This window comes from Rhodococcus sp. I2R (assembly GCF_020889545.1).
In the GTDB taxonomy this organism is placed as follows: domain Bacteria; phylum Actinomycetota; class Actinomycetes; order Mycobacteriales; family Mycobacteriaceae; genus Rhodococcoides.
This window is the reverse complement of the sequence record NZ_JAHUTG010000039.1, coordinates 1-22,870: the sequence shown is the minus strand read 5'-3', so window position 1 is coordinate 22,870 and position 22,870 is coordinate 1. Positions and strand designations below refer to the sequence as shown.

2 protein-coding genes are annotated in these 22,870 nt (G+C 65.6%); both read left to right on the top strand.

Annotation, left to right across the window (positions count from 1 at the left end):
* The first annotated feature begins 3 nt into the window (after positions 1–3).
* A complete protein-coding gene (locus KVY23_RS23910) occupies positions 4–13,302 on the top strand; it encodes a non-ribosomal peptide synthetase (protein WP_268995395.1) in 13,299 nt (4,432 codons plus the stop codon).
* A 58-nt stretch (positions 13,303–13,360) separates the two neighbouring features.
* Positions 13,361–22,870: non-ribosomal peptide synthetase (locus KVY23_RS23905; protein ID WP_230558437.1), on the top strand; the 9,510-nt coding region annotated here is incomplete at its 3' end.

Sequence of the window (22,870 nt, the reverse complement as noted above, 5' to 3'; positions counted from 1 at the left end):
GGGTTGCGGATCGAGTTGGGTGAGATCGAGTCGGCGTTGTTGGCTGAGGGTGTGGTTGCGCAGGCGGTGGTGCTGGTTCGTCACGATCAGTTGGTGGCGTATGTTGTGCCGTCCGCCGGCTCCACGGTAGATATCGACGCGCTATTGCGGAGCGTGGCCGCGCTCGTGCCCGAATACATGGTGCCTGCAATGGTTCTGGTACTCGACGCACTTCCACTCGGACCCTCGGGCAAGCTGGATAGAAAAGCACTGCCCGAACCCGTCTTCGAAAGCTCTGCCGACTTCCGCGGCGCGGACAGTGACGTCGAGCAGATTCTCAGCGAGGTCTTCACCGAGGTGCTCGGCGTCGATCGAGTAGGCGTCGACGACTCGTTCTTCGCTCTCGGTGGCGACAGCATCGTCTCCATCCAGTTGGTTGCCCGTGCGCGTGCTCGTGGCGTGATCATCACACCACGAGATGTGTTCGAGCAGAAGACAGTTGCGCTCCTCGCTTCGGTATCGACAACCGAGGGCGACACCGCCGACAGGGTCGTGCTCGAGGAGCTCCCCGGCGGCGGCGTCGGGCGTATGCCGTTGACACCGTTCGCGCAGTCGATGATCGAGCGCGGCGGATCCTTCGACCGCTTCGTGCAATCGGTGACCCTCGACCTGCCCGTCGGCATCGACCGCCGCGGCATACTCCGCACGGTCACCGAAGTCGTCGACCGTCACGACGGCCTGCGCGCACGACTCGTGCATGACGACCAGGGGTGGGGTCTCGAGATTTCCGAGCCCGGCTCCGTGGACCTCGACTCCTCGATCGACCACATCGTGATCGACGCGGAGGCCAAGTCCGAGGACATCATGGCCGCGGCATCGGAGGCCGTCGATCTGTCGATGCGCCACCTCGATCCGCGCGCCGGCCACATGTTGCGTTTCGTCTGGGTCGACTTCGGCCGCGACGTGCCGGGCCGCCTCGTCGTGATCGCACACCACCTCGTGGTCGACGGTGTCTCGTGGCGCATCCTGGTGCCGGACTTCGTCTCCGCCTGGGCTCAGATCGCGCTCGGCACCACACCCGAGCTCCCGGACGTGGGTACGTCCGAGCGTCGCTGGGCGCACGCGCTCGAAGAAGAGGCCCGATCCGAGAAACGCTTGCTCGAACTGGATCTGTGGCGCCGCATCTCGGCCACCGAGGACCCGTTACTGGGCGAGCGGCCGTTCGATTCGGCCACCGACGTGCAGTCCACCGTCGAACGAATCTCCGTCACAGTGCCAGCCTCGGTGACCCGCTCCTTGCTCACCGCGGTGCCCGACGCCTTCCGCGGCGGGGTCAACGACGGTCTGCTCGCGGCCCTCGCCGTCGCCGTACGCCGTTGGCGCGCCCAACGGGGCGTCGAAGCCCCGGCCACACTGGTGCAACTCGAAGGCCACGGTAGGGAAGACGAGCTCGTTCCCGGCGCGGACCTCTCACGTACGGTCGGCTGGTTCACCAGTGTCTTTCCCGTCCGGCTCGACCTCGAGGGAATCGACCTCGACGGTGAAAACGCCATCGGCGCGGCAGTGAAGACCGTCAAAGAGCAGATGCTCGCCATTCCCGACAAGGGGATGGGTTACGGCTTGCTGCGCTACCTCAATGCCGAGACAGCAGCAGAGTTGTCGCAGCTCTCGTCCGGGCAGATCAGCTTCAACTACCTCGGCCGTCAGGAAACCGGTGACCTACCGGAAGGGATCGCGGGCTGGCTACCGGCCTCCGATTTCGAAAACCTGGCAGTCTTCGGCGATCCCGACATGCCCGCCAACAAGACGGTCGACATCAATGCCATCGTGAAGGGCTCGGGTGAGACGTCCGAACTGGTTGCGGCGTTTGCGTTCCCGACCGGAGTCATTGCACCGACGGACGCGCAGGACTTGGCCGATCTGTGGGTCGCGGCGCTGACCGAACTCGCAGATCACGTCACTGACCCAGCTGCCGGTGGCCTGACTCCGTCCGACGTCCCACTTCTCTCGCTGACGCAGCGCGACATCGACGCGGTCGAGACGCTGTACCCGAAGACCACCGACATCTGGTCGTTGGCACCGCTGCAGTCGGGCCTGCAATTCCACGCATTGTTGGCTGGATCCTCGCTCGACGTGTACACGATGCAGATGGTGCTCACTCTCGAAGGGACCGTCGACGCAGCACGTCTTCGCCGCTCCGCTCAGGCATTGCTCGACCGCTACGAGAACCTGCGAACGGCGTTCGTGACAGCAGCAGACGGATCCTCGGTTCAGGTCGTCGTGAACGACGTCGACGTGCCATGGTCCGAGCACGACCTCTCCGACCTGTCCGGCAGCGCTCGCGAGCAGGCATACCAAGCGCTTCGAGCCAATGAACAGTCGACGCAATTCGACCTCGCCGCAGCGCCGCTCGTTCGCTTCACGCTGGTGAAGCTGTCGACTGGTGAGTACCGGCTGCTCTTCGCCAACCACCACATCCTCATCGATGGCTGGTCGATGCCGCTGCTGATGAAGGACCTGCTCTTCCTCTACGCGGCCGGTGGCGACGGTTCCGTGCTACCGCGTGTGGCGTCATATCGGATGTTCCTGTCCTGGATCGCGCGGCAGGATCACGCCGAATCTGCTCGGGCGTGGGCACGTGCACTCGAGGATGCACCGGAGCCGACGATTCTGGCGCCGGCCTCGATCGATCGCGAGATCACCTCGCGTTCCGGTGCGATCGAGATATCGCTGTCCGCCGGACTCTCGCGGTCGCTCGCTGCCCTCGGTGCGCGGCTGGGAGTCACCGTCAACACTGTCGTTCAGGCCGCCTGGGGCATGTTGCTCGCCGCCTCCACGGGCCGCGACGACGTCGTGTTCGGCGCAACGGTGTCCGGCCGACCGGCCGGGCTTCCTGGCGTGGAGTCGATGGTCGGGTTGTTCATCAACACCCTGCCCGTTCGTGTTCGCCTCGATCCGGCGGAGACGCTGGAGTCTGCCCTCGTCCGACTCCAGGGTGAGCAAGCAGATCTGCTCGACCACCATTACCTCGGGTTGACCGAGGTACAGCGGGCTGCGGGCGTGGGAAATCTCTTCGACACGCTCACAGTCTTCGAGTCCTACCCGGTGGACGAAGCCGGGTTGGCCGCGCAGGCGTCGGACATCGACGGGATGGCCGTCACCGGCATCGAATCCAACGACAGCACGCACTACCCGCTGACCCTGTTGATCGTCTCCGACGATCGAATTCGATTGACACTGAAATACTTCGAGGACCTTTTCGACCGCGATCAGGTTGTAGCGATGGCTGCCCGGGTCGAACGCATCCTCACCGCGGTGGCCGAGGATCCGTCTCAGGCGGTCGGCGATCTCGACCTGCTCGACGAGGCCGAGCGGCGTGAACTGCTGGCCGAGCGGAACGCGACAGATCACGACGTCGAGGATGCATTGCTTCTCGACGAGTTCGACAGGCAGGTCGAACGCACCCCCGAGGCGACGGCGTTGACCTTCGAGGGGCAGTCGATCACCTACCGTGAATTCTCCGCGCGCACAAATGGATTGGCGCGACATCTGATCGGCAAGGGCGTAGGCCCCGACACGGCAGTTGCCATCGGCATACGCCGGTCTGTGGAGATGATGGTCGGAATCTACGCCGTGCTGCGGGCGGGCGGTGCGTACGTGCCACTCGATCCCGAGCAGCCGGCCGATCGCGTCGACTACATCCTGGAGACCTCTAACGCGGTTCTCGTGCTCACGACGGTGCGTGACGAGTTCGCCACGGGCGCTTCGACAGACGTCGTGTTCGTCGACGATGCAGCGCTCGAGCGCATTTCGGGCGATCCGCTGCCCGAGGCGGAGCGTGGCAGGACCAGGCCCGACAACGCTGCGTACGTGTTGTTCACCTCCGGATCGACCGGTAGGCCGAAGGGCGTGACGATCAGCCATCGTGCGATCGTCAACCGCCTCGAGTGGATGCAGGACGAGTACCGGTTGACCGAGTCCGATGCCGTCGCGCAGAAGACGCCTGTCACCTTCGACGTGTCGGTGTGGGAGCTGTTCTGGCCGTTGCGCGTCGGCGCGCGCATGGTGATCGCAAAGCCGGACGGTCACCGCGACCCGGCGTATCTCGCCGACCTTTTGGCCGCCGAAGCTATTTCGGTCGCGCACTTCGTCCCGTCGATGCTGGCGGTGTTCACCGCCGAACCGTCCGCTGCGGCCGCGTCGGCGTTGCGTTGGGTGTTCGCCTCCGGTGAAGCTCTACCGGTGGCGACTGCCGCACGCCTGGCCGAGCTGCTACCGGGCACCCGTCTCGTCAACCTCTACGGCCCCACCGAAGCCGCAGTCGACGTGACCTACCACGAGTACACCGCGCAGGACCGCTCCGGCGTACCCATTGGGCGACCGGTGTTCAACACTGCGGTCTACGTGCTCGACAGTGCGCTGCGGCCTGCGCCGGACGGCGCCGAGGGCGAGCTCTACCTCGGCGGCGTGCAGCTCGCGCGCGGCTACAGCTCGCGGCCCGATCTGACGGCGGACCGATTCGTCGCCAACCCGTTCGGACCGGGCAGGCTCTACCGCACCGGAGACGTTGTCCGGTGGAACCCCGCCGGCGAACTCGACTACATCGGCCGCTCCGATTTCCAGGTCAAGCTCCGTGGGCAGCGGATCGAACTGGGCGAGATCGAGAGCGCTCTGCTCGCCGACGATGACATCGCACAGGCTGTGGTCGCGGTCCGTGGTGATCGATTGGTCGCATGGGTCGTACTCGTCGCTGATGTTGCTGATGTTGCTGATACCGCTGATACTGCTGTCCCCGATCTGACGGCGGCAGTGGGAGAACGTCTTCCGGCTTATATGGTCCCGTCGGCCTTCGTGGTACTCCACGCTCTGCCTCTGACGAGTTCCGGCAAGCTCGATCGCAAGGCGTTGCCCGAACCGTCCATCGAATCGGCGGAGTTCCGGGCGCCGACCACGCCGATCGAACAGATCGTCGCGGAGGTCTTCACCAGTGTCCTCGGCGTCGACAGGGTCGGTCTGGACGACGACTTCTTCGCGCTCGGCGGCAACTCGCTCGTCGCGACGCAGGTTGCGGCCCGGCTGAGCGCAGCTTTGGACGCACAGGTGCCTGTGCGGGCCCTGTTCGATGCCTCGACGGTCGCCGCGCTTGCTCGTCGCGTGGAGGACCATGCCGATTCCGGTGGGCGGGCAGCGCTCGTTTCCGTGCCGCGCCGAACTGAGGACGGGCGGCCGAAGCAGATCCCGCTGTCCTCGGCGCAGCAACGGATGTGGTTCCTCAACCGGTTCGACACCGCGTCTGCCGTCAACAACATCCCGGTCGCTATTCGACTGACCGGTGCGCTCGACAGCGACGCGCTGAGCGCCGCGGTCGCCGATGTGGTGGCCAGGCACGAGACGATGCGGACCGTGTACCCGGAGATCGACGGGGTCGGACATCAGGTGGTGCTCGCACCCGGCGACGTTGCCGTCGACTTGTCACCGATCTCGGTGGCCGCGCAGGACGTGCTCGGCGCCGTGCTCGAGACCGTGTCCGAGGGATTCGACGTCACCAGCGAGGTACCGCTGCGGGTGCGTCTGCTCGCCGTCGACGAGTGCGATCACGTGCTGGTGTTCGTGGTACATCACATTGCTGCGGACGGTTTCTCGATGCGGCCGCTGACCACCGACGTGATGCTGGCCTACGCTGCGCGTGCACTCGGCGAGACCCCGGACTGGCGCCCGCTCGAGGTGCAGTATGCGGACTACACGTTGTGGCAGCGCGCTGTCCTCGGCAGTGAGGACGACCCGTCCTCGGAGGCGTCGGCGCAGGTGTCGTACTGGACGAGTCAGTTGTCGGGGCTCGCCGATCAGATCGAGCTCCCGTTCGATCACGCCCGACCGGCTGTGGCAACCAATCGTGGCCGTACTGCCCAGTTCTCGGTCTCGGCCGAGCTGCACCGCAGTCTGGACAGTCTTGCTCGACGCCACAACGCGTCGCTGTTCATGGTGGTTCACGCAGCGCTCGCGATTCTCATGTCCAGGCTGTCGGCCTCGGAGGACGTGGCGATCGGAACTCCGATCGCAGGGCGCGGCGACGCGAAGCTCGACGATCTGATCGGCATGTTCGTCAACACGTTGGTGCTGCGGACCGAAGTGTCCCCGGGAACCGCCTTCGACGAACTCCTTGCGCACGCACGGGAGGTCGACCTACAGGCGTTCGCCCACGCCGACGTTCCGTTCGAGCGTCTCGTCGAGGTGCTCGATCCGCAGCGTTCGCAGGCGCGGCACCCGCTCGTGCAGGTGGTGTTGGCGTTCCAGAACCTCGGGCACACGGCGCTGGAGCTACCAGGACTGTCCGCCGAGGCGCTGCAGTTCGACGCCGAGATCGCCAAGTTCGATGTGCAGTTCACCTTCGAGGAAGCCGCGCAGCAGGGTGGCCTGACGTGTTACGTCAGCTACGCGAAGGATCTGTTCGACGCCTCGACCATCGAGGCGATGGGTGAGCAGTTCCTCGCAGTACTGGACGCCATCGCCTCCGATCCCACCACTGCGGTGGGCGATATCGCGATCGTCGACGACTCGACCCGCGATCGCGTGCTGACGCAGTGGAGTTCCTCGGGCGCCGATGTGTCGGTGAACGCGGCGACGTTGGTCGAACGGTTCGACGCCGCGGTGGCGGCGCACCCGGACGGGGTCGCGGTTCGATTCGAGGGAGTCTCGCTCACCTTTTCCGAGCTCGACAGCCGCGCGAATCGCCTCGCGCGCACGCTCATCGGTGCCGGTGCAGGCCCGGATTCACTGGTCGCCGTGGCTCTACCACGTTCGGCCGAATTGGTCGTAGCGCTCGTCGCTGTCGTCAAGGCCGGTGCGGGATACCTGCCGGTGGATCCGTCGTACCCGCGTGAGCGCATCGAGTTCATGATCGCCGACGCAGCTCCGGTGGCTGTGGTCACCACGGCGGAGGTGGCAGCGCAGGAGTCGATGGCGAGCATCGGCGAGGCCGGCATTGCCGTCGTAGATCCCTTTGCTGCGCAATCGGCTGGTGTGGAGGAAGATTCGGCGCCGGTTACCGACGCCGATCGACTCGCACCGCTCCGGGCAGACAACCTGGCGTATGTGATCTACACCTCCGGTTCCACCGGGCGCCCGAAGGGCGTTCTGGTTCCGCACCGGACAGTCGTTCGGTTGATGGACAACACCGATTCGTCCTTCGGGTTCACCTCCGAGGACGTGTGGACGATGTTCCACTCGTACGCGTTCGACTTCTCGGTGTGGGAGCTGTGGGGCCCGTTGCTCTACGGCGGCACTCTGGTGATGGTGGACTACTTCACCTCCCGCTCACCCGAAGCATTCCGTGAGCTGCTGGTGACCGAGCGCGTGACGGTACTCAATCAGACACCGTCGGCGTTCTACCAGCTTGCCGAACTCGACCGTGCGCGCAGCGCCGATGCGGGTGAGCTGTCGTTGCGCTACGTCGTCTTCGGCGGCGAGGCGCTCGAACCGCGTCGCCTTTCGGGATGGTTCGACCGACACGGTGATGGCAGCTCGAACGGGCCGCTGCTGGTCAACATGTACGGCATCACCGAGACGACCGTGCACGTCTCGTTCCGCGCGCTGTCCTCGGATTCGATCGGATCGGCCTCGGTCATCGGTGCACCGATCTCGGGCCTCGGGGTCTACGTGCTGGACACCCGGCTGCAGCCGGTTCCGGTGGGTGTGGCAGGCGAGTTGTACGTCTCCGGTGGACAGTTGGCACGCGGATACCTCGGGCGTGCCGACCTGTCGGCGGTGCGCTTCGTGGCGAACCCCTTCGGTGGCGGGCGCCTCTACCGCACTGGCGACCTGGCCCGCTGGGTCGAGACTGGCTCAGAGACAGGTTCATCCACTCCTGCCACAGGGGAGTTGGTGTATCTCGGGCGCGCCGACGACCAGGTCAAGATCCGTGGCTTCCGTATCGAACTCGGCGAGATCGAAGCAGCAGTGTCGGCGCAGGACTCCGTCACTGCGGCGGCGGTGATCGTCCGCGAGGACTCGCCGGGCGCGCAGCGACTCGTCGCGTATGTCGTCGGCACAGTGGACACCGAGTCGGTTCGGGCCGGTGTCGCCGAGATGGTTCCCGAGTACATGGTTCCGTCGGCGTTCGTGTCGATGGACGAGATCCCGTTGACGGTCAACGGCAAACTCGATCGCAAGGCGCTGCCGGAGCCGGCGCAGACAACTGCCGGATTCCGGGCGCCCTCGACTCCGGTCGAGGAGATCGTCGCCGGCGTCTTCGCCGACGTCCTCGGCCTCGCTCGTGTCGGCGTCAACGACGACTTCTTCACCCTCGGCGGCAACTCGCTGATGGCGACCCAGGTGGTCTCACGGCTCGGCAGCGCCCTCGACACCTCCGTACCGGTGCGTCTGCTCTTCGAAGCGTCCTCGGTCGGTGACCTTGCGGGTCGTGTCGAGTCTGCTGTCGGACGCGGACGCGTGGAGTTGGTCGCTCGTGAGAGGCCACAGCAGATTCCGCTGTCGCTGGCGCAGCGACGCATGTGGTTCCTCAACAGGTTCGACAGTGCATCGACTGCCTACAACATCCCGATGGCACTGCGGTTGTCCGGGCATCTGGACACCGACGCGTTCGCAGCGGCCATCGGTGATCTCGTCGAACGCCACGAAACTCTGCGGACGATCTACCCCGACACCGAATCGGGTCCGGTGCAGCAGATCCTCTCGGCGGAGCGAGCCGATATCGCTCTGGCCGTGGAGGACACCGATGCCGATTCCGTGACGGGACGGGTGATGGCCCTGGCCGCCACCGCGTTCGATGTCACCTCCGAGGTGCCGGTCCGTGTGACGCTCTTCCGCATTACGCAGGACGAGTACGTCGTGGCGATGGTCGTCCATCACATCTCCGCCGACGGTTCGTCGATGGTGCCGTTGACGACCGACCTGATGACGGCGTATGCGGCCCGCACCAGCGGCCGGACACCGGACTGGGCTCCGCTGCCGGTGCAGTACGCCGATTACGCGCTCTGGCAGCGCGAGGTCCTCGGCCACGAGGACGACCCGGACTCCGTGGGCGCCGAGCAGCTCGGCTACTGGAGGTCCGCCCTCGCGGATCTGCCGGATCAGTTGACGTTGCCCATCGACAAGCCCCGGCCGGCCGATCAGAGCTTCCGCGGTGACCGCGTCGAGTTCACTGTCTCGGCGCATACTCATGCGGCACTTCAGGAACTGGCCCGCACGCACAACGCAACTGTCTTCATGGCTGTACACGCGGCGTTGTCCGTGCTGCTGTCGAAGTTGTCGGGCATGAACGATATCGCCGTCGGTACGCCGATCGCCGGTCGAGGCGAGGCAGTGCTCGACAATCTCGTCGGCATGTTCGTCAACACCCTGGTGTTCCGGCTCGACGTCGACGGTGGACGTGGTTTCACCGAGCTGCTCGCTGCGACTCGGGAGACGGATCTGCAGGCGTTCGCAAACGCCGACGTACCGTTCGAGCGTCTCGTCGAGGTGCTCAACCCGGCACGCTCGACTGCGCGGCATCCGCTGTTCCAGGTCGGTTTCTCGTTCCAGAACGTGGCGCAGACCGCCCTCGAACTGGGCGAGCTGACGGTGTCGGCGGTGGACGCCGATTCCGGGACATCGCAGTTCGATCTGCACCTGATCCTCGCGGACCGCTACGAGGACGACGGTGCGCCCGCCGGATTCGAAGCTCTCATGACGTACGCGACCGATCTGTTCGAGGAGTCGACCGTCCGGTCGATCGTGGACCGATTCGTTCGGGTGCTCGAGGCCGTGGTTGCCGATCCCGACGCGGCTGTCGGCGATCTGCCGATCCTCGACTCCTCGGAGCAGCGGGAGCTGGTCTCCGGTTGGAACGACACCGCCCACGAGATCGACGCCGCCGCAACGCTGGTCGATCTGTTCGACGATCAGGTGCAACGCAATCCCGACGCCACCGCACTCGTGTACGAGGGCCAGAGTCTGACCTACGCGGAGTTCGACGCACGGGTCAATCGTGTCGCTCGGTCGCTCATCGATCGGGGCGTCGGACCGGAGTCCCTGGTGGGTCTCGCGATTCGCCGATCGGTCGAGCTCATGGTGGGCATGTACGCCATCGTCAAGGCCGGCGGTGCCTACGTGCCCATCGACCCGGATCAACCGGCCGAGCGAACCCGGTACATCCTCGATGTCGCACAGCCTGTCTGCGTGATCACCACGTCGGCGGAAGCAGTCGACATCGACGGTGCAATCGATCTCGCCGATCTCGAGTACGCGGGGACCGACAGCGCGCCGATCAGTCCGAGCGAGCGGTTGTCACCGCTGCGCAGCGGCAACACCGCGTACGTGATCTTCACCTCCGGGTCCACCGGTAAGCCGAAGGGCGTGGCGGTCGCTCACGCTGCGATCGTCAATCAACTGCTGTGGAAGCACGCCGAATTCGGTATGGACGCAACTGATTCGGTGCTGCTCAAGACCGTAGCCACCTTCGACCTGTCCGTCTGGGAATTCTGGTCGGCTCTGACTGTCGGCGCGTCCGTCGTGATTGCCACAGCAGACGGGCATCGCGATCCGGACTACCTGTTGGCGTTGCTGCGCGAGCAGCGGATCACCACCTTGCACGTGGTTCCGTCGATGCTCTCGATGCTGAGCACGGTTGCCGCAGGCTCGATGCCGTCCACGCTGCGCCGCGTACTCGCCATCGGCGAGGCACTACCGGCCGAGACTGCGCGTGCCTTCCGCGAGAGCAACTCTGCGGAGCTGTTCAACCTCTACGGTCCGACCGAGGCGGCTGTGTCGATCACCTCGCACCGTGTCGGCGAGGAGGACACCCAGACGGTGCCGATCGGCCGGCCGGAGTGGAACTCCGAAGTGCTGGTTCTCGATTCGCGCCTGCACCCCGTGCCGGTGGGCGTCAGCGGTGAGCTCTACCTCGCGGGCGCGCAGTTGGCGCGTGGCTACCACGGACGGGCCGATCTGACGGCAGACCGCTTCGTCGCCAACCCGTTCGGCGAGCGTGGAACTCGTGCTTACCGGACCGGTGACATCGTCAAGTGGAACCGCGCGGGCGAGCTCGAGTACGTCGAACGCGCGGATTTCCAGGTCAAGGTGCGCGGCTACCGAATCGAGCTCGGTGAGATCGAAGCTGCGCTGCGTGCCCAGGATTCCGTGCGCGAGGCCGCGGTGACCGTGCACAACGACGGACGCACCGGTGACCAGTTGGTCGCGTACGTCGTTCCGTCCGCCACGCCTTCCGATGCGGCAGGCGATCTCGATACGGCGGCCATTCGGACGTCACTGACCTCGAGTCTGCCGTCGTACATGGTGCCGTCGGCATTCGTTGTCCTCGATGCGTTGCCGCTCAACACCAACGGCAAGCTGGACCGCAGGGCACTGCCGGCCCCGGACTTCGCGGTCGGTGAGTTCCGTGCCCCGACCAATCCAGTCGAGGAAGTGGTGGCAAGTACCCTCGCGGATGTTCTCGGTGTCGATCGAGTCGGGCTGGACGACGATTTCTTCGCTCTGGGCGGCAACTCGCTGATCGCCACGCAGGTCGTGTCGAGGCTCGGGGCAGCGCTGGACACCAAGGTGCCGGTTCGCACGATCTTCGAGGCCTCGACGGTTGCTGCGCTCGCAGCACGTATCCAACCGCTCGTGGGTGGGGGCGCCCAGGTGCCTCTCCTCGCGCGGGAGCGCCCTGCCACGGTGCCGCTTTCGCTCGCGCAGCAACGCATGTGGACGATCAACCAGGTGGATACCGAGTCCGGGGCGTACAACATTCCGGCAGCTGTTCGGTTCACCGGTGCGCTCGATGTGAGTGCATTCGCCGCGGCGATGGCAGATGTGATCGATCGGCACGAGGTGTTGCGCACCAGATACCCGGACAGCGCTGACGGCCCGATTCAGCTCATCGGAACGGTCGCCGATGCCCTGCCGGATCTGAGGCCGGTGCCCGTCACCGAAGCGGAGGTCTACCAGCGGGTCGGCGAGGTGCTTCGTGGTGGGTTCGACGTCACCTCGGAGGTGCCCGTCCGAGCGGGTCTGTTCCAACTGGACGAGACCGACCACGTGTTTGCTCTCGTCGCGCACCACATCACGGCCGACGGGTTCTCGATGCGCCCGCTGATCCGCGATGTGATGCTGGCGTACACCTCGCGGGCCGCCGGCGATGCTCCCCAGTGGGCACCGCTGCCGGTGCAGTACGCAGACTTCAGTCTGTGGCAGCGCGAGGTCCTCGGCAGCGAGGACGATCCGGACAGCGCACTGTCCTCGCAGCTGGAGTTCTGGACGCAGGAGCTCTCCGGGCTTCCGGACCTGTTGCCGCTGCCGACCGACCGACCGCGTCCGGCGCGGCAGTCGACCATCGGTGAGGCATACGAGTTCGCGCTGGGGCCGGAGATCTCGCAGAGGTTGGACAAGACTGCACGCGAACACAACGCGACGGTCTTCATGGTCGTTCACAGTGCTCTCGCGGTGCTGCTCGCCAGGCTCAGCGGTACCGACGACATCGCGATCGGGACTCCGACGGCGGGTCGTGGCGAGGAAGCGCTCGACGATCTGGTTGGGATGTTCGTCAACACCCTGGTACTGCGCACTCGCGTCGAGGGCGGTCTGACGTTCGCCGAACTGCTGGCGCGGACACGGGAGACCGACCTGGCCGCATTCGGTCATGCGGACGTACCGTTCGAGCGTCTCGTCGAGGCGATGGGGCGTACGCGTTCGAGCGCCTACTCGCCGCTGTTCCAGGTGATGCTCACCTTCCAGAACGCTGTCAGTGGAACCTTCGCGCTGCCGGGTCTCGAGGTGTCGACGCTCGCCGCCGACGAGGACCAGGCGAAGTTCGACCTGCAGCTGACTGCGATCGAGCAGTTCGACGAGTCGGGCACTCTGCAGGACGTACGTGCCCTGTTCAACTATGCGACGTCCATCTTCACCAGGTCGACAGTGGAGAAGTTCGCGGACAGGTTCCTACGCATACTCGACGCGGTGACGCAGGATCCATCGGTCACGCTTCGCTCGATCGATATCCTGTCCGAGGCCGAGCGCGCCGCGTTCGCACCCAAGCGGGTCGCGCGGACGGTGGACGACCTTCCGGCCCTGGTGTCCGAGGCAGCAGCGGTCGACCCGGCCGCCGTGGTGCTCACGCACGACGCAGCCGAGATCACCTTCGAGCAGTTGCATGCCAAGCTTGCCGCGGTATCGAAGGCGATGGGTGCCACGCTCAAGCCCGAGGCGCTCGTGACGGTCGCGCTCTCGCAACTGGTGCCGGGCATCCTGCCGGCGCTCGGTGCCGAAGGCTATGCAGCGGCGGTGGCGTCGATGATCGGCGCAGCCGAAGCGGTGATCGGACGCTGACCTCAGCTGCCGAGACATCGTGTCGGGTTCCCGCTGGGGGACGTGGGTCGGTGTCGGTGTGGGCAGGGATAATCGACGTGCGTGGGCAATGCAGGGTGAGCGGGAGGAAGAGTTGATGGTGTCTGGTGGATCCGGTTCGCATTCGACGGCGATCGACGATCTACCGGGACTGGTGGCCCGCGTTGCTCGGGCCGATGCGGATCGAACCGCACTCGATCTGGCCGGTACCACCGTCTCGTACGGGGATCTTCACCGAGAGTTGACCGATCTCGATACCGCGATGGGTGGGGTCCTCGGCGCCGACGCGCTGGTGCCGCTCGCCCTCTCATCCCTTGTGCCCGGAGCGGTCGAGTCGACCGACGGTGGTCTCGACTCCATCGTCGAACGTGTCCTCGCCGACGCGCGCGACGTGCTGGGCGAGTCGGGCAAAAAGGCCGCAGCACCTGCGGCCAACGTACTGCCTGCCCGGTTCCGTGCCCAGGTCGAACGCACCCCCGACGCCACCGCTCTCGTATTCGAGGACACCTCTCTCACCTACGCCGAGTTCGATGCGCGCGTCAACCAGCTCGCGCGCAAGCTCGTCGAACTCGGAGTGGGCCCGGATGCCCGCGTGGGTCTGTCCATCTCACGGTCGATCGAGATGCTCGTGGCGATGTACGCGGTGCTCGAAGCAGGCGGCGCCTACGTACCCGTCGATCCGGCTCACCCGGCCGACCGCATCGCGTACGTTCTCGATCTCGCCGAGCCACTCCTCGTGCTCACGACATCGACGGAGAACACCGCCTTCCCGTCGGGCATCAGGACGCTCTTCGTCGACACCGAGGACGTGAGCCACCTTTCGTCCGCGCCGATGACGGGGGACGAACGAGCGCAGTTGCGGCCCGAGAACACCGCGTACGTCATCTTCACCTCCGGCTCGACCGGTCGTCCCAAAGGCGTCGCTGTCTCGCACGAAGCGATCGTCGCGAACCTCGACTGGCGCCAGCGCGACTACCCGCTGACCGCCCCGGACGTCGTTCTGCAGAAGACGCCGTTCACGTTCGACGTGTCGGTGTGGGAGTTCTTCTGGCCGCTGCAGGTCGGTGCCAAGCTCGTCATCGCGGCGCCGGACGGGCATCGGGACCCCGCGTACATCGCCGAGGTCATGGCCTCGCATTCGGTGACGACCGCGCACTTCGTCCCGTCGATGCTGTCGGTGTTCCTCGGGCAGTTCGACACGGCTGACGAGGAACCGTCCATGTCGAGTCTGCGGCAGGTGTTCGCGTCCGGCGAGGCGCTTCCGGCCTCGACCACCACGCGCTTTCACGCCCTCTTCGAGGCCGAGTTGCACAACCTCTACGGTCCGACAGAAGCCGCAGTGGACGTCACCTACCACCGCACCGACGGCTCGGATACGGTCTCGGTTCCGATCGGTGTCGCGGTACCCCGCACCGGGTTGCACGTGCTCGACGAGGGCCTGCACCGCACACCGCCCGGCGTCGCCGGGGAGCTGTATCTCTCCGGCATCCAACTGGCTCGGGGGTACATCGCTCGCCCCGATCTCACCGCGGACCGGTTCGTCGCAGACGTCGCCGGGGCGCCGGGGGAGCGGATGTACCGCACCGGCGACCTGGTTCGGTGGAACAGTGCGGGAGCGTTGGAATATCTGGGCCGCACCGATTTCCAGGTCAAACTGCGAGGCCTTCGTATAGAGCTGGGCGAGATCGAGGCTGCACTTCTGGCGCAGGAGACGGTGCAGCAGGCCGTCGTTCTCGTGCTCTCGGATGAATCCGGAACAGGCGTGGACGACCGGCTCGTGGCGTACGTCGTCACCACCGGTGATGCCGACTCCGATGTGCTTGCAGCGGGAATTCGAGATCGTCTGCCCGACTACATGGTTCCCGCAGTATTCGTCCCACTGGATGAATTCCCGTTGAACGCGAGCGGCAAGCTGGACCGCAAGGCGCTGCCGAAACCGGCCGCTGCTGACTTCACAGCCGAGTACCGCGCACCCGAGACGGACGTCGAGCGGGCCGTGGTGGCGGTGTTCGAGGACATTCTCGGTGCCGACCGAATCGGAGTGGACGACGACTTCTTCGTTCTCGGTGGCAACTCGCTCAGTGCAACCCGTGCCATCGCACGCGTCAACGCCGACCTGAAAGTCAAGGTCGAGGTGCGGGGATTCTTCGACGCCTCGACGGCAGCGGGTCTGGCCGGCCTCGTCGAAGAAGCTCGATCGTCCGGGGCATCGGTTCGCGAGCCGCTCACCCGCCAGATACGACCCGACGTTGTCCCGCTGTCCATGTCGCAGCAGCGGATGTGGTTCCTCAACAGGCTCGACCCGGAGTCCGCGGTGAACAACATTCCCGTAGCGATCCGGCTCTCGGGCCTGCTCGACATCGATGCGCTGCGCGCCGCCGTCGACGATGTCGTCGAGCGTCACGAAGTGTTGCGGACGCTCTACCCACAGTCCGATGGAGTCGGCCACCAGGTCATCCTCGAGGTCGACGAGACTGCGCCTGCTCTGGTGACCGAGTCGGTCGACGAGAACGATCTGTACTCGCGCGTCTTCGACATCGTGACCCAGGGATTCGACGTCACCGAAGAGGTTCCAGTGCGGCTTCGGCTGCTCGAATTGTCGGGAACGGAGCACGTGCTCGTCGTCGTGGCGCACCACATCGCGGCCGACGGATACTCGATGGTTCCGCTCACGCGGGACGTCATGACCGCCTACGCCGCGCGCAGCGAAGGTACCGCTCCGGGCTGGGCACCGCTCGAAGTGCAGTACGCGGACTTCTCGCTGTGGCAGCGGGGCGTACTCGGGGCAGAGGACGATCCGGATTCGTTGATCTCCGCTCAGGAGCGATTCTGGAAACGGACTCTGTCCGAGCTGCCGGACCAACTCGACATTCCGTCGGACCGTCGTCGACCGGCCGTCGCCTCCGGGCGCGGAGCGACCACCAGGGCCGTCGTCGCGCCCTCGATTCGCCGACGCGTGGAGGACGTCGCGGCACGTCACCGCGCGACCCCGTTCATGGTGGTTCACGCGGCTCTGTCGGCACTGCTTGCACGTGTGTCCGGCACCAACGACATCCCCATCGGCACCCCCGTCGCCGGCCGCGGTGAGCAGGTGCTCGACGAACTCGTCGGCATGTTCGTCAACACTCTCGTGCTGCGCACAAGAGTGACTGCGGCCGAACCGTTCTCCGGACTCCTCGACTCTGTGCGAAAGATCGATCTCGACGCGTTCGGTAGTGCCGATGTGCCCTTCGAACGGCTCGTGGAAGTGCTCGACCCCGCCCGGTCCCAGGCTCGCCACCCGCTCTTCCAGGTGTTGCTCGTATTCCAGAACCTCGGCGACACCTCGCTCGAGCTTCCCGGACTCACCGTCTCCGGTGTCGAGTTCGACACGGCCGTGGCCAAGATGGATTTGCAGGTCACTGTCTCCGACCACGACCACGACCATGAGGGCAGCGAGTCCGGTCCGGGATGGGCACTGGACTTCACCTACGCCACCGACCTGTTCGACAAGGCCACGGTCGACACCTTGGCGGCGCGCCTGATGTCGGTTCTGGACGCCGCGAGCGCGGATCCGTCGATCACAGTCGGTGACATCGAGCTCATCGACGCGAGCGAACGTGCCCTCGTGGTCGAGACGTGGAACGCGACAGGCCACGACGTCACCGATCGGACACTGCTCGACGCGTTCCATCGCACGGCCTCGGCCACCCCGGACGCAGTGGCGCTGTCCTTCGAAGGCGAGCATCTTTCCTACCGTGAATTCGCCTCGCGCACAGCTCAACTCGCTCGGTTCCTGGTCGATCGCGGTGTCGGCCCGGACGTACTCGTCGCAGTGGCGATGCGTCGATCGATCGACATGGTGCTCGCGCTGTATGCGGTTGTCGAGGCAGGCGGCGGGTACGTGCAGATGGACCCCGACCAGCCGTCCGAGCGAAACCGATACATCCTCGACACCGCCGGAGCCGCGGTGGTGCTGACCACCTCGAAGGATCGCATCGACGCAGCGCTGGGCGAGGTAGTCGCCGTCGACGAGCTCGATCTGTCCGCGTACTCGGACTCCCCGGTGGTCGATGCCGAACGCCGCGTCCCACTGCGGCCGGAGCATCTCGCTTACGTGGTGTTCACCTCCGGCTCGACCGGTCGGCCCAAAGGTGTGGCCGTGCCGCACAGTGCGGTCGTCAACCAGGTTTCCTGGATCGTCTCCGAGTACGGGCTCAACCCCGAGGATGTCGTACTTCAGAAGACACCTTTCACGTTCGACGTTTCGGTCTGGGAGATCTTCGGGGCGCCGGCGGCAGGTGCTCGTATGGTGATCGCCCGCCCGGACGGGCACCGCGACGCGTCGTACCTCGCCGAAGTGGTCGAAGCCGAACGGGTGAGCGCCACATCGTTCGTACCGTCCATGGTTCCGGTGTTCTCCTCGGAGATCTCCGCACGCGACTCCTCGACGCTGCGGTTGATCCAATTGGCGGGCGAGGCCTTGCCGACATCCACTGTTGCCGCGCTGGCCCGGGCGACCGAGGCGCGCATAGACAACCTCTACGGACCGACCGAGTTCACCGTGCACGCCACCAGTCGGACCGTCGCAGGCATGAGCGGTATCGAGCTTTCCGATACGACGGCCCCGATGGGTGCGCCAGTGTGGAATACCGCTGCCTACGTGCTCGACGACCGTCTCGGTCCGGTCCCCGTCGAGGTCGCAGGTGAGTTGTACCTGTCCGGGGTGCAAATCGCCCGCGGATATCACGGCCGCCCAGCGCTGACTGCCGAACGCTTCGTCGCCAATCCGTTCGGTGGCGGACGCCTCTACCGCACCGGAGACCTCGTGCGCTGGAATGCTTCCGGCGAGCTCGAGTACATCGGACGCACCGACTTCCAGGTCAAACTGCGCGGACTGCGCATCGAACTCGGCGAAATCGAGTCGGTCGCCCGCGCCGATGCTTCCGTCGCAGACGCTGTGGCCGCAGTGAAGGACGAGCGGCTCGTTCTCTATGTGGTCCCGAAGCAGACCGATTCGGCAGCGTCGACCTCGCAGGTCGACATCGACGTGCTGCGCCGGGCAATGGCAGGCGAGCTGCCGTCCTACATGGTGCCCACGGCATTCGTGGTGCTCGATGCGTTGCCGACCAATGCGGCAGGCAAACTGGACCGCACGGCGCTACCCGAACCCGAAGTGCAGGCGCGCGCATTCCGGGCTCCGTCGACACCGGTGGAGGAGATCGTCGCCGGCGTGTTCGGTGAAGTGTTGGGCGTCGAACGTGTCGGTGCCGATGACGACTTCTTCGCGCTCGGCGGCAACTCGCTGATCGCGACCCAGGTCAGTTCGCGGCTGGGAGCAGCTCTCGACACCACCGTGCCCGTACGCCTGTTGTTCGAGGTCTCCACCGTGGCCGCGTTGGCCGTGCGGATCGAATCCGAGGTCGGGAAGGGCGCCCGCGTACCGTTGGCGGCGCGAACCCGCCCAGACCGCATCCCTCTGTCGATGGCTCAGCAACGGATGTGGTTTCTGAACAGGCTCGAGCCGGAGTCCGCGGTCAACAACATTCCCGTCGCAATTCGGTTGTCCGGATTGCTGGATCGCCATGCCCTGCACGTCGCGGTCGCGGACCTGTTGTCCCGGCACGAATCACTGCGCACGGTGTACCCGGAAGCAAACGGAGTGGGATACCAGGAAATAGTTCCCACCAGAGCGGTCATCCCCGACCTGGCACCGATTCCCGTCGAGGAGCATCGACTCGCCGCGTCGATAGAAGAGATGGTGCTCACCGGGTTCGACGTCACCGAGCGAGTTCCGTTCCGCGCCAGCCTGTACGAGGTGTCCTCGACCGAGCACGTCCTGGTGTTCGTGATCCACCACATCGCAGCCGACGGTTTCTCGCTCGGGCCGCTGACGCGCGATGTGGTGCGTGCCTACACCGCTCGCGCCGCCGGTCTCGACCTCACCTGGGAACCCCTGCCCGTGCACTACGCGGACTACACGCTCTGGCAGCGCGAGATCCTCGGCTCGGAGGACGATCCGAACTCGATCATCAGTGCTCAGAAGTCGTATTGGCAGCGCACACTGGATGGCCTGCCGGATCAGCTCGATCTTCCGTTCGACCGCGCGCGACCGGCGGTGGCGAGCAATCGAGGTCGGACTCATCGGTTCACGATCGAGGCCGAACTGCGATCGGCCGTGGAACAGGTCGCGGCAGAACATCGTTCGACGCCCTTCATGGTGGTCCACGCTGCGGTTGCGGTCCTCCTGGCGCGGCTGTCCGGAACCGACGACATCGCGGTCGGTGCGCCGATCGCGGGCCGCGGCGAAGCTGCCCTGGACGATCTCATCGGCATGTTCGTCAACACGCTGGTCCTGCGGACACGCGTCGATGCCCCTGCGCGCTTCGACGAACTCCTCGACCGGGTCCGCGAAAACGATCTGGCAGCGTTCGCGAATGCGGATATCCCTTTCGAGCGCGTTGTCGAGATTCTGGACCCGGCCCGGTCGACGGCACGCCATCCGCTGTTCCAGGTCGCGTTGTTCTTTCAGAACCTGGGGACCTCGCAACTCGAGCTACCGAACCTGTCCGTCTCCGCAGTGGATTTCGACGCAGGCATCGCGAAGTTCGACCTGCAGATCGCCGTGTCGGAAACCCAGGACGGCAATGGGTGGTCCATCGAATTCACTTACGCAACAGACCTGTTCGATGCATCCGGTATCGAACGGATCGAGGACAGGCTGCTGCGCGTGCTCGCGGCCGTCACGCAGGATCCGTCGGCGACTGTCGGCGACATCGATCTGCTGACCGAGGAGGAACACGAGCACCTCGTCCGGCGTTGGAACGAGACCGATCACGAACTGGCACCGGCGCTTCTACTCGACCGATTCGACACGATGGTGGACGAGGGCCCCAGTGAGACCGCCGTCGTCTACGGCGACCGTTCGCTGACCTACGGCGAGTTCGCGCACCGTGTCGACGAGCTGGCTCGGGTGCTCGTCGGTGCAGGTGCAGGCCCCGACACACTGGTGGCGCTGGCGATCAGGCGCTCCGTCGATCTGCTCGTCGGGATGTACGCGGTGCTCCGATCGGGTGCAGGGTTCGTTCCCATCGACCCGGACCACCCGATCGAGCGCATCGGATACATACTCGACGCCGCCGATCCCATCTGCGTTCTCACCAGGTCCGAGGACGATTTCACGCCGCCGCGCGCGACCGCAGTGATCGATGTACACGAGGTGCCTCGAGCAGGCGCCGATTCCGATTCGGCGGGGTCGGTTCGGGCAGAGTCAGGCACCGGTCCGTCACCGGATTCGATCGCGTACGTCATCTTCACCTCGGGTTCGACAGGTAAGCCCAAGGGGGTTGCGGTCAGCCACCGAGCGATCGTCAACCAGATGGAATGGATGCAGTCCGAGTACGACCTCCGACCCGATGATGTCTACCTGCAGAAGACCGCAACCACGTTCGACGTGTCGCTGTGGGGCTTCTTCTTGCCGCTGCGCGTCGGTGCCACGCTCGTCCTGGCCACCCCGGACGGACACCGAGATCCTGGATATCTCGCCGAGGTCATCGCGAAGCAATCGGTCACCGTCACCGATTTCGTCCCGACGATGCTCTCGGTGTTCGCCGGTGCCGTCACAGCCGCATCCATCGCGACGCTCCGTCAGATCTTCGTCATCGGCGAAGCCCTTCCGGGGGAAGCTGTCCGCGAGTTCGCGCGAGTGTCCGACGCGCGAGTGCACAACCTGTACGGCCCGACCGAAGCCGCCGTGTCGATCACCTACGCCGACGTCACCGACACCGCGGTGGGCTCCGCTGTCACCATCGGACGACCGGAATGGAACTCCGCGGTCTACGTTCTGGACTCCCGTCTCGCACCGGTACCGGCCGGCGTTCCCGGCGAGCTGTATCTGGCGGGTGTCCAACTCGCTCGTGGCTACCACGGACGGGTGGACCTGACGGCCGATCGCTTCGTCGCAAATCCGTTCTTCGTCGGAACATCCTCCGCCGCAGGAACATCCTCCGCCGCAGGAACATCGGCGAGCAGCCGTATGTATCGCACAGGCGACCTAGTCACGATGCGTCCCGACGGCCGACTGGACTACATCGGACGAACCGACTTCCAGGTCAAGTTCCGCGGTCAGCGGATCGAGCTCGGCGAGATCGAAGCGGCCTTGGCCGCGCAGCCCACCGTCGGATTGTCCGCAGTGTCGATCGTGTCAACCGATGCAGGGGATCAGCTCGTCGGTTACGTCGTACCGTCTGCCTCCTCTGTGATCGATGGTTCCTCTGTGATCGATGTCGACGAGCTGCGGGCTGCGCTCGGTAAAACATTGCCGCGCTATATGATTCCCGCTGCCATAGTCACGCTGTCGGAGTTCCCGCTCAACACATCCGGCAAGCTCGACCGCAAGGCGCTTCCCGCCCCCGAGTTCGCCACTACCGAATTCAGGGCACCGTCGACCCCGATCGAAGAGATCGTCGCCGCAGTCTTCGCCGAGGTGCTCGGCACCCCGCGAGTGGGCCTGGACGACGACTTCTTCGCGCTCGGTGGAAACTCCCTCGTCGCAACCCAATTGGTGTCGCGGCTCGGCGCTGCCCTCAACTCGCGGGTCGCGGTGCGTGAATTGTTCGAGGCGTCCACCGTCGAAGGACTGGCCGCACGGGTCGAATCCAACACCGGCGGACGCGTCGAGCTCACCGCGATGCCCCGACCGGAACGTATCCCTCTGTCGCTGGCGCAGCAGCGTATGTGGTTCCTCAACCGGCTCGAGCCCGAGTCTGCGGTCAACAACATTCCCGCCGCTGTGCGACTGACCGGGTCGCTCGATGAAGCGGCACTGACAGCAGCGATCGAGGACGTCGTGGCGCGCCACGAAATTCTGCGGACCGTGTATCCCGAATCGGCAGGAACCGGTATCCAGGTCATCCTGCCGGCGTCCGCGAGCCGAACGGACTTCGCCGTCGAGAACATCGACGAGGCCGAGGTGTTCGATCGGGTGGTATCGCTGGTGACCGAAGGATTCGACGTCACCAGGTCGACGCCGGTGCGAATTCGGCTGCTACGCCTCAGCGCTACCGAGCACGTGCTGGTCGTCGTCGCCTTCCATATCGCCGCGGACGGTTTCTCGATGATCCCGTTGATGCGCGACCTCATCACCGCATACATCGCTCGCGCGGTGGGCGAAGCTCCCGGTTGGGCGCCACTCGATGTGCAGTACGCCGACTACACGCTGTGGCAGCGACAGGTACTCGGGTCACCCGAGGACCCGAAGTCTCTGGTGAGTGTGCAGGAGAGATACTGGCGCGGAGCGCTCGTCGACCTGCCGGATCAGCTCGCGCTGCCTACCGACAGGCCTCGCCCGGCGACTGCATCGGGTCGCGGTGCGTCACACACCTTCGTGCTCGACGAAACCATCACCTCCGGAATCGATTCGGTTGCTACCGACACGGGCACCACCGCGTTCATGGTGGTGCATGCGGCGTTGGCGGTGTTGTTGTCGCGGGTGTCGGGTAGTGCGGATGTTGCGGTGGGTACGCCGGTGGCGGGTCGTGGTGAGGCTGTTCTCGATGATGTGATCGGGATG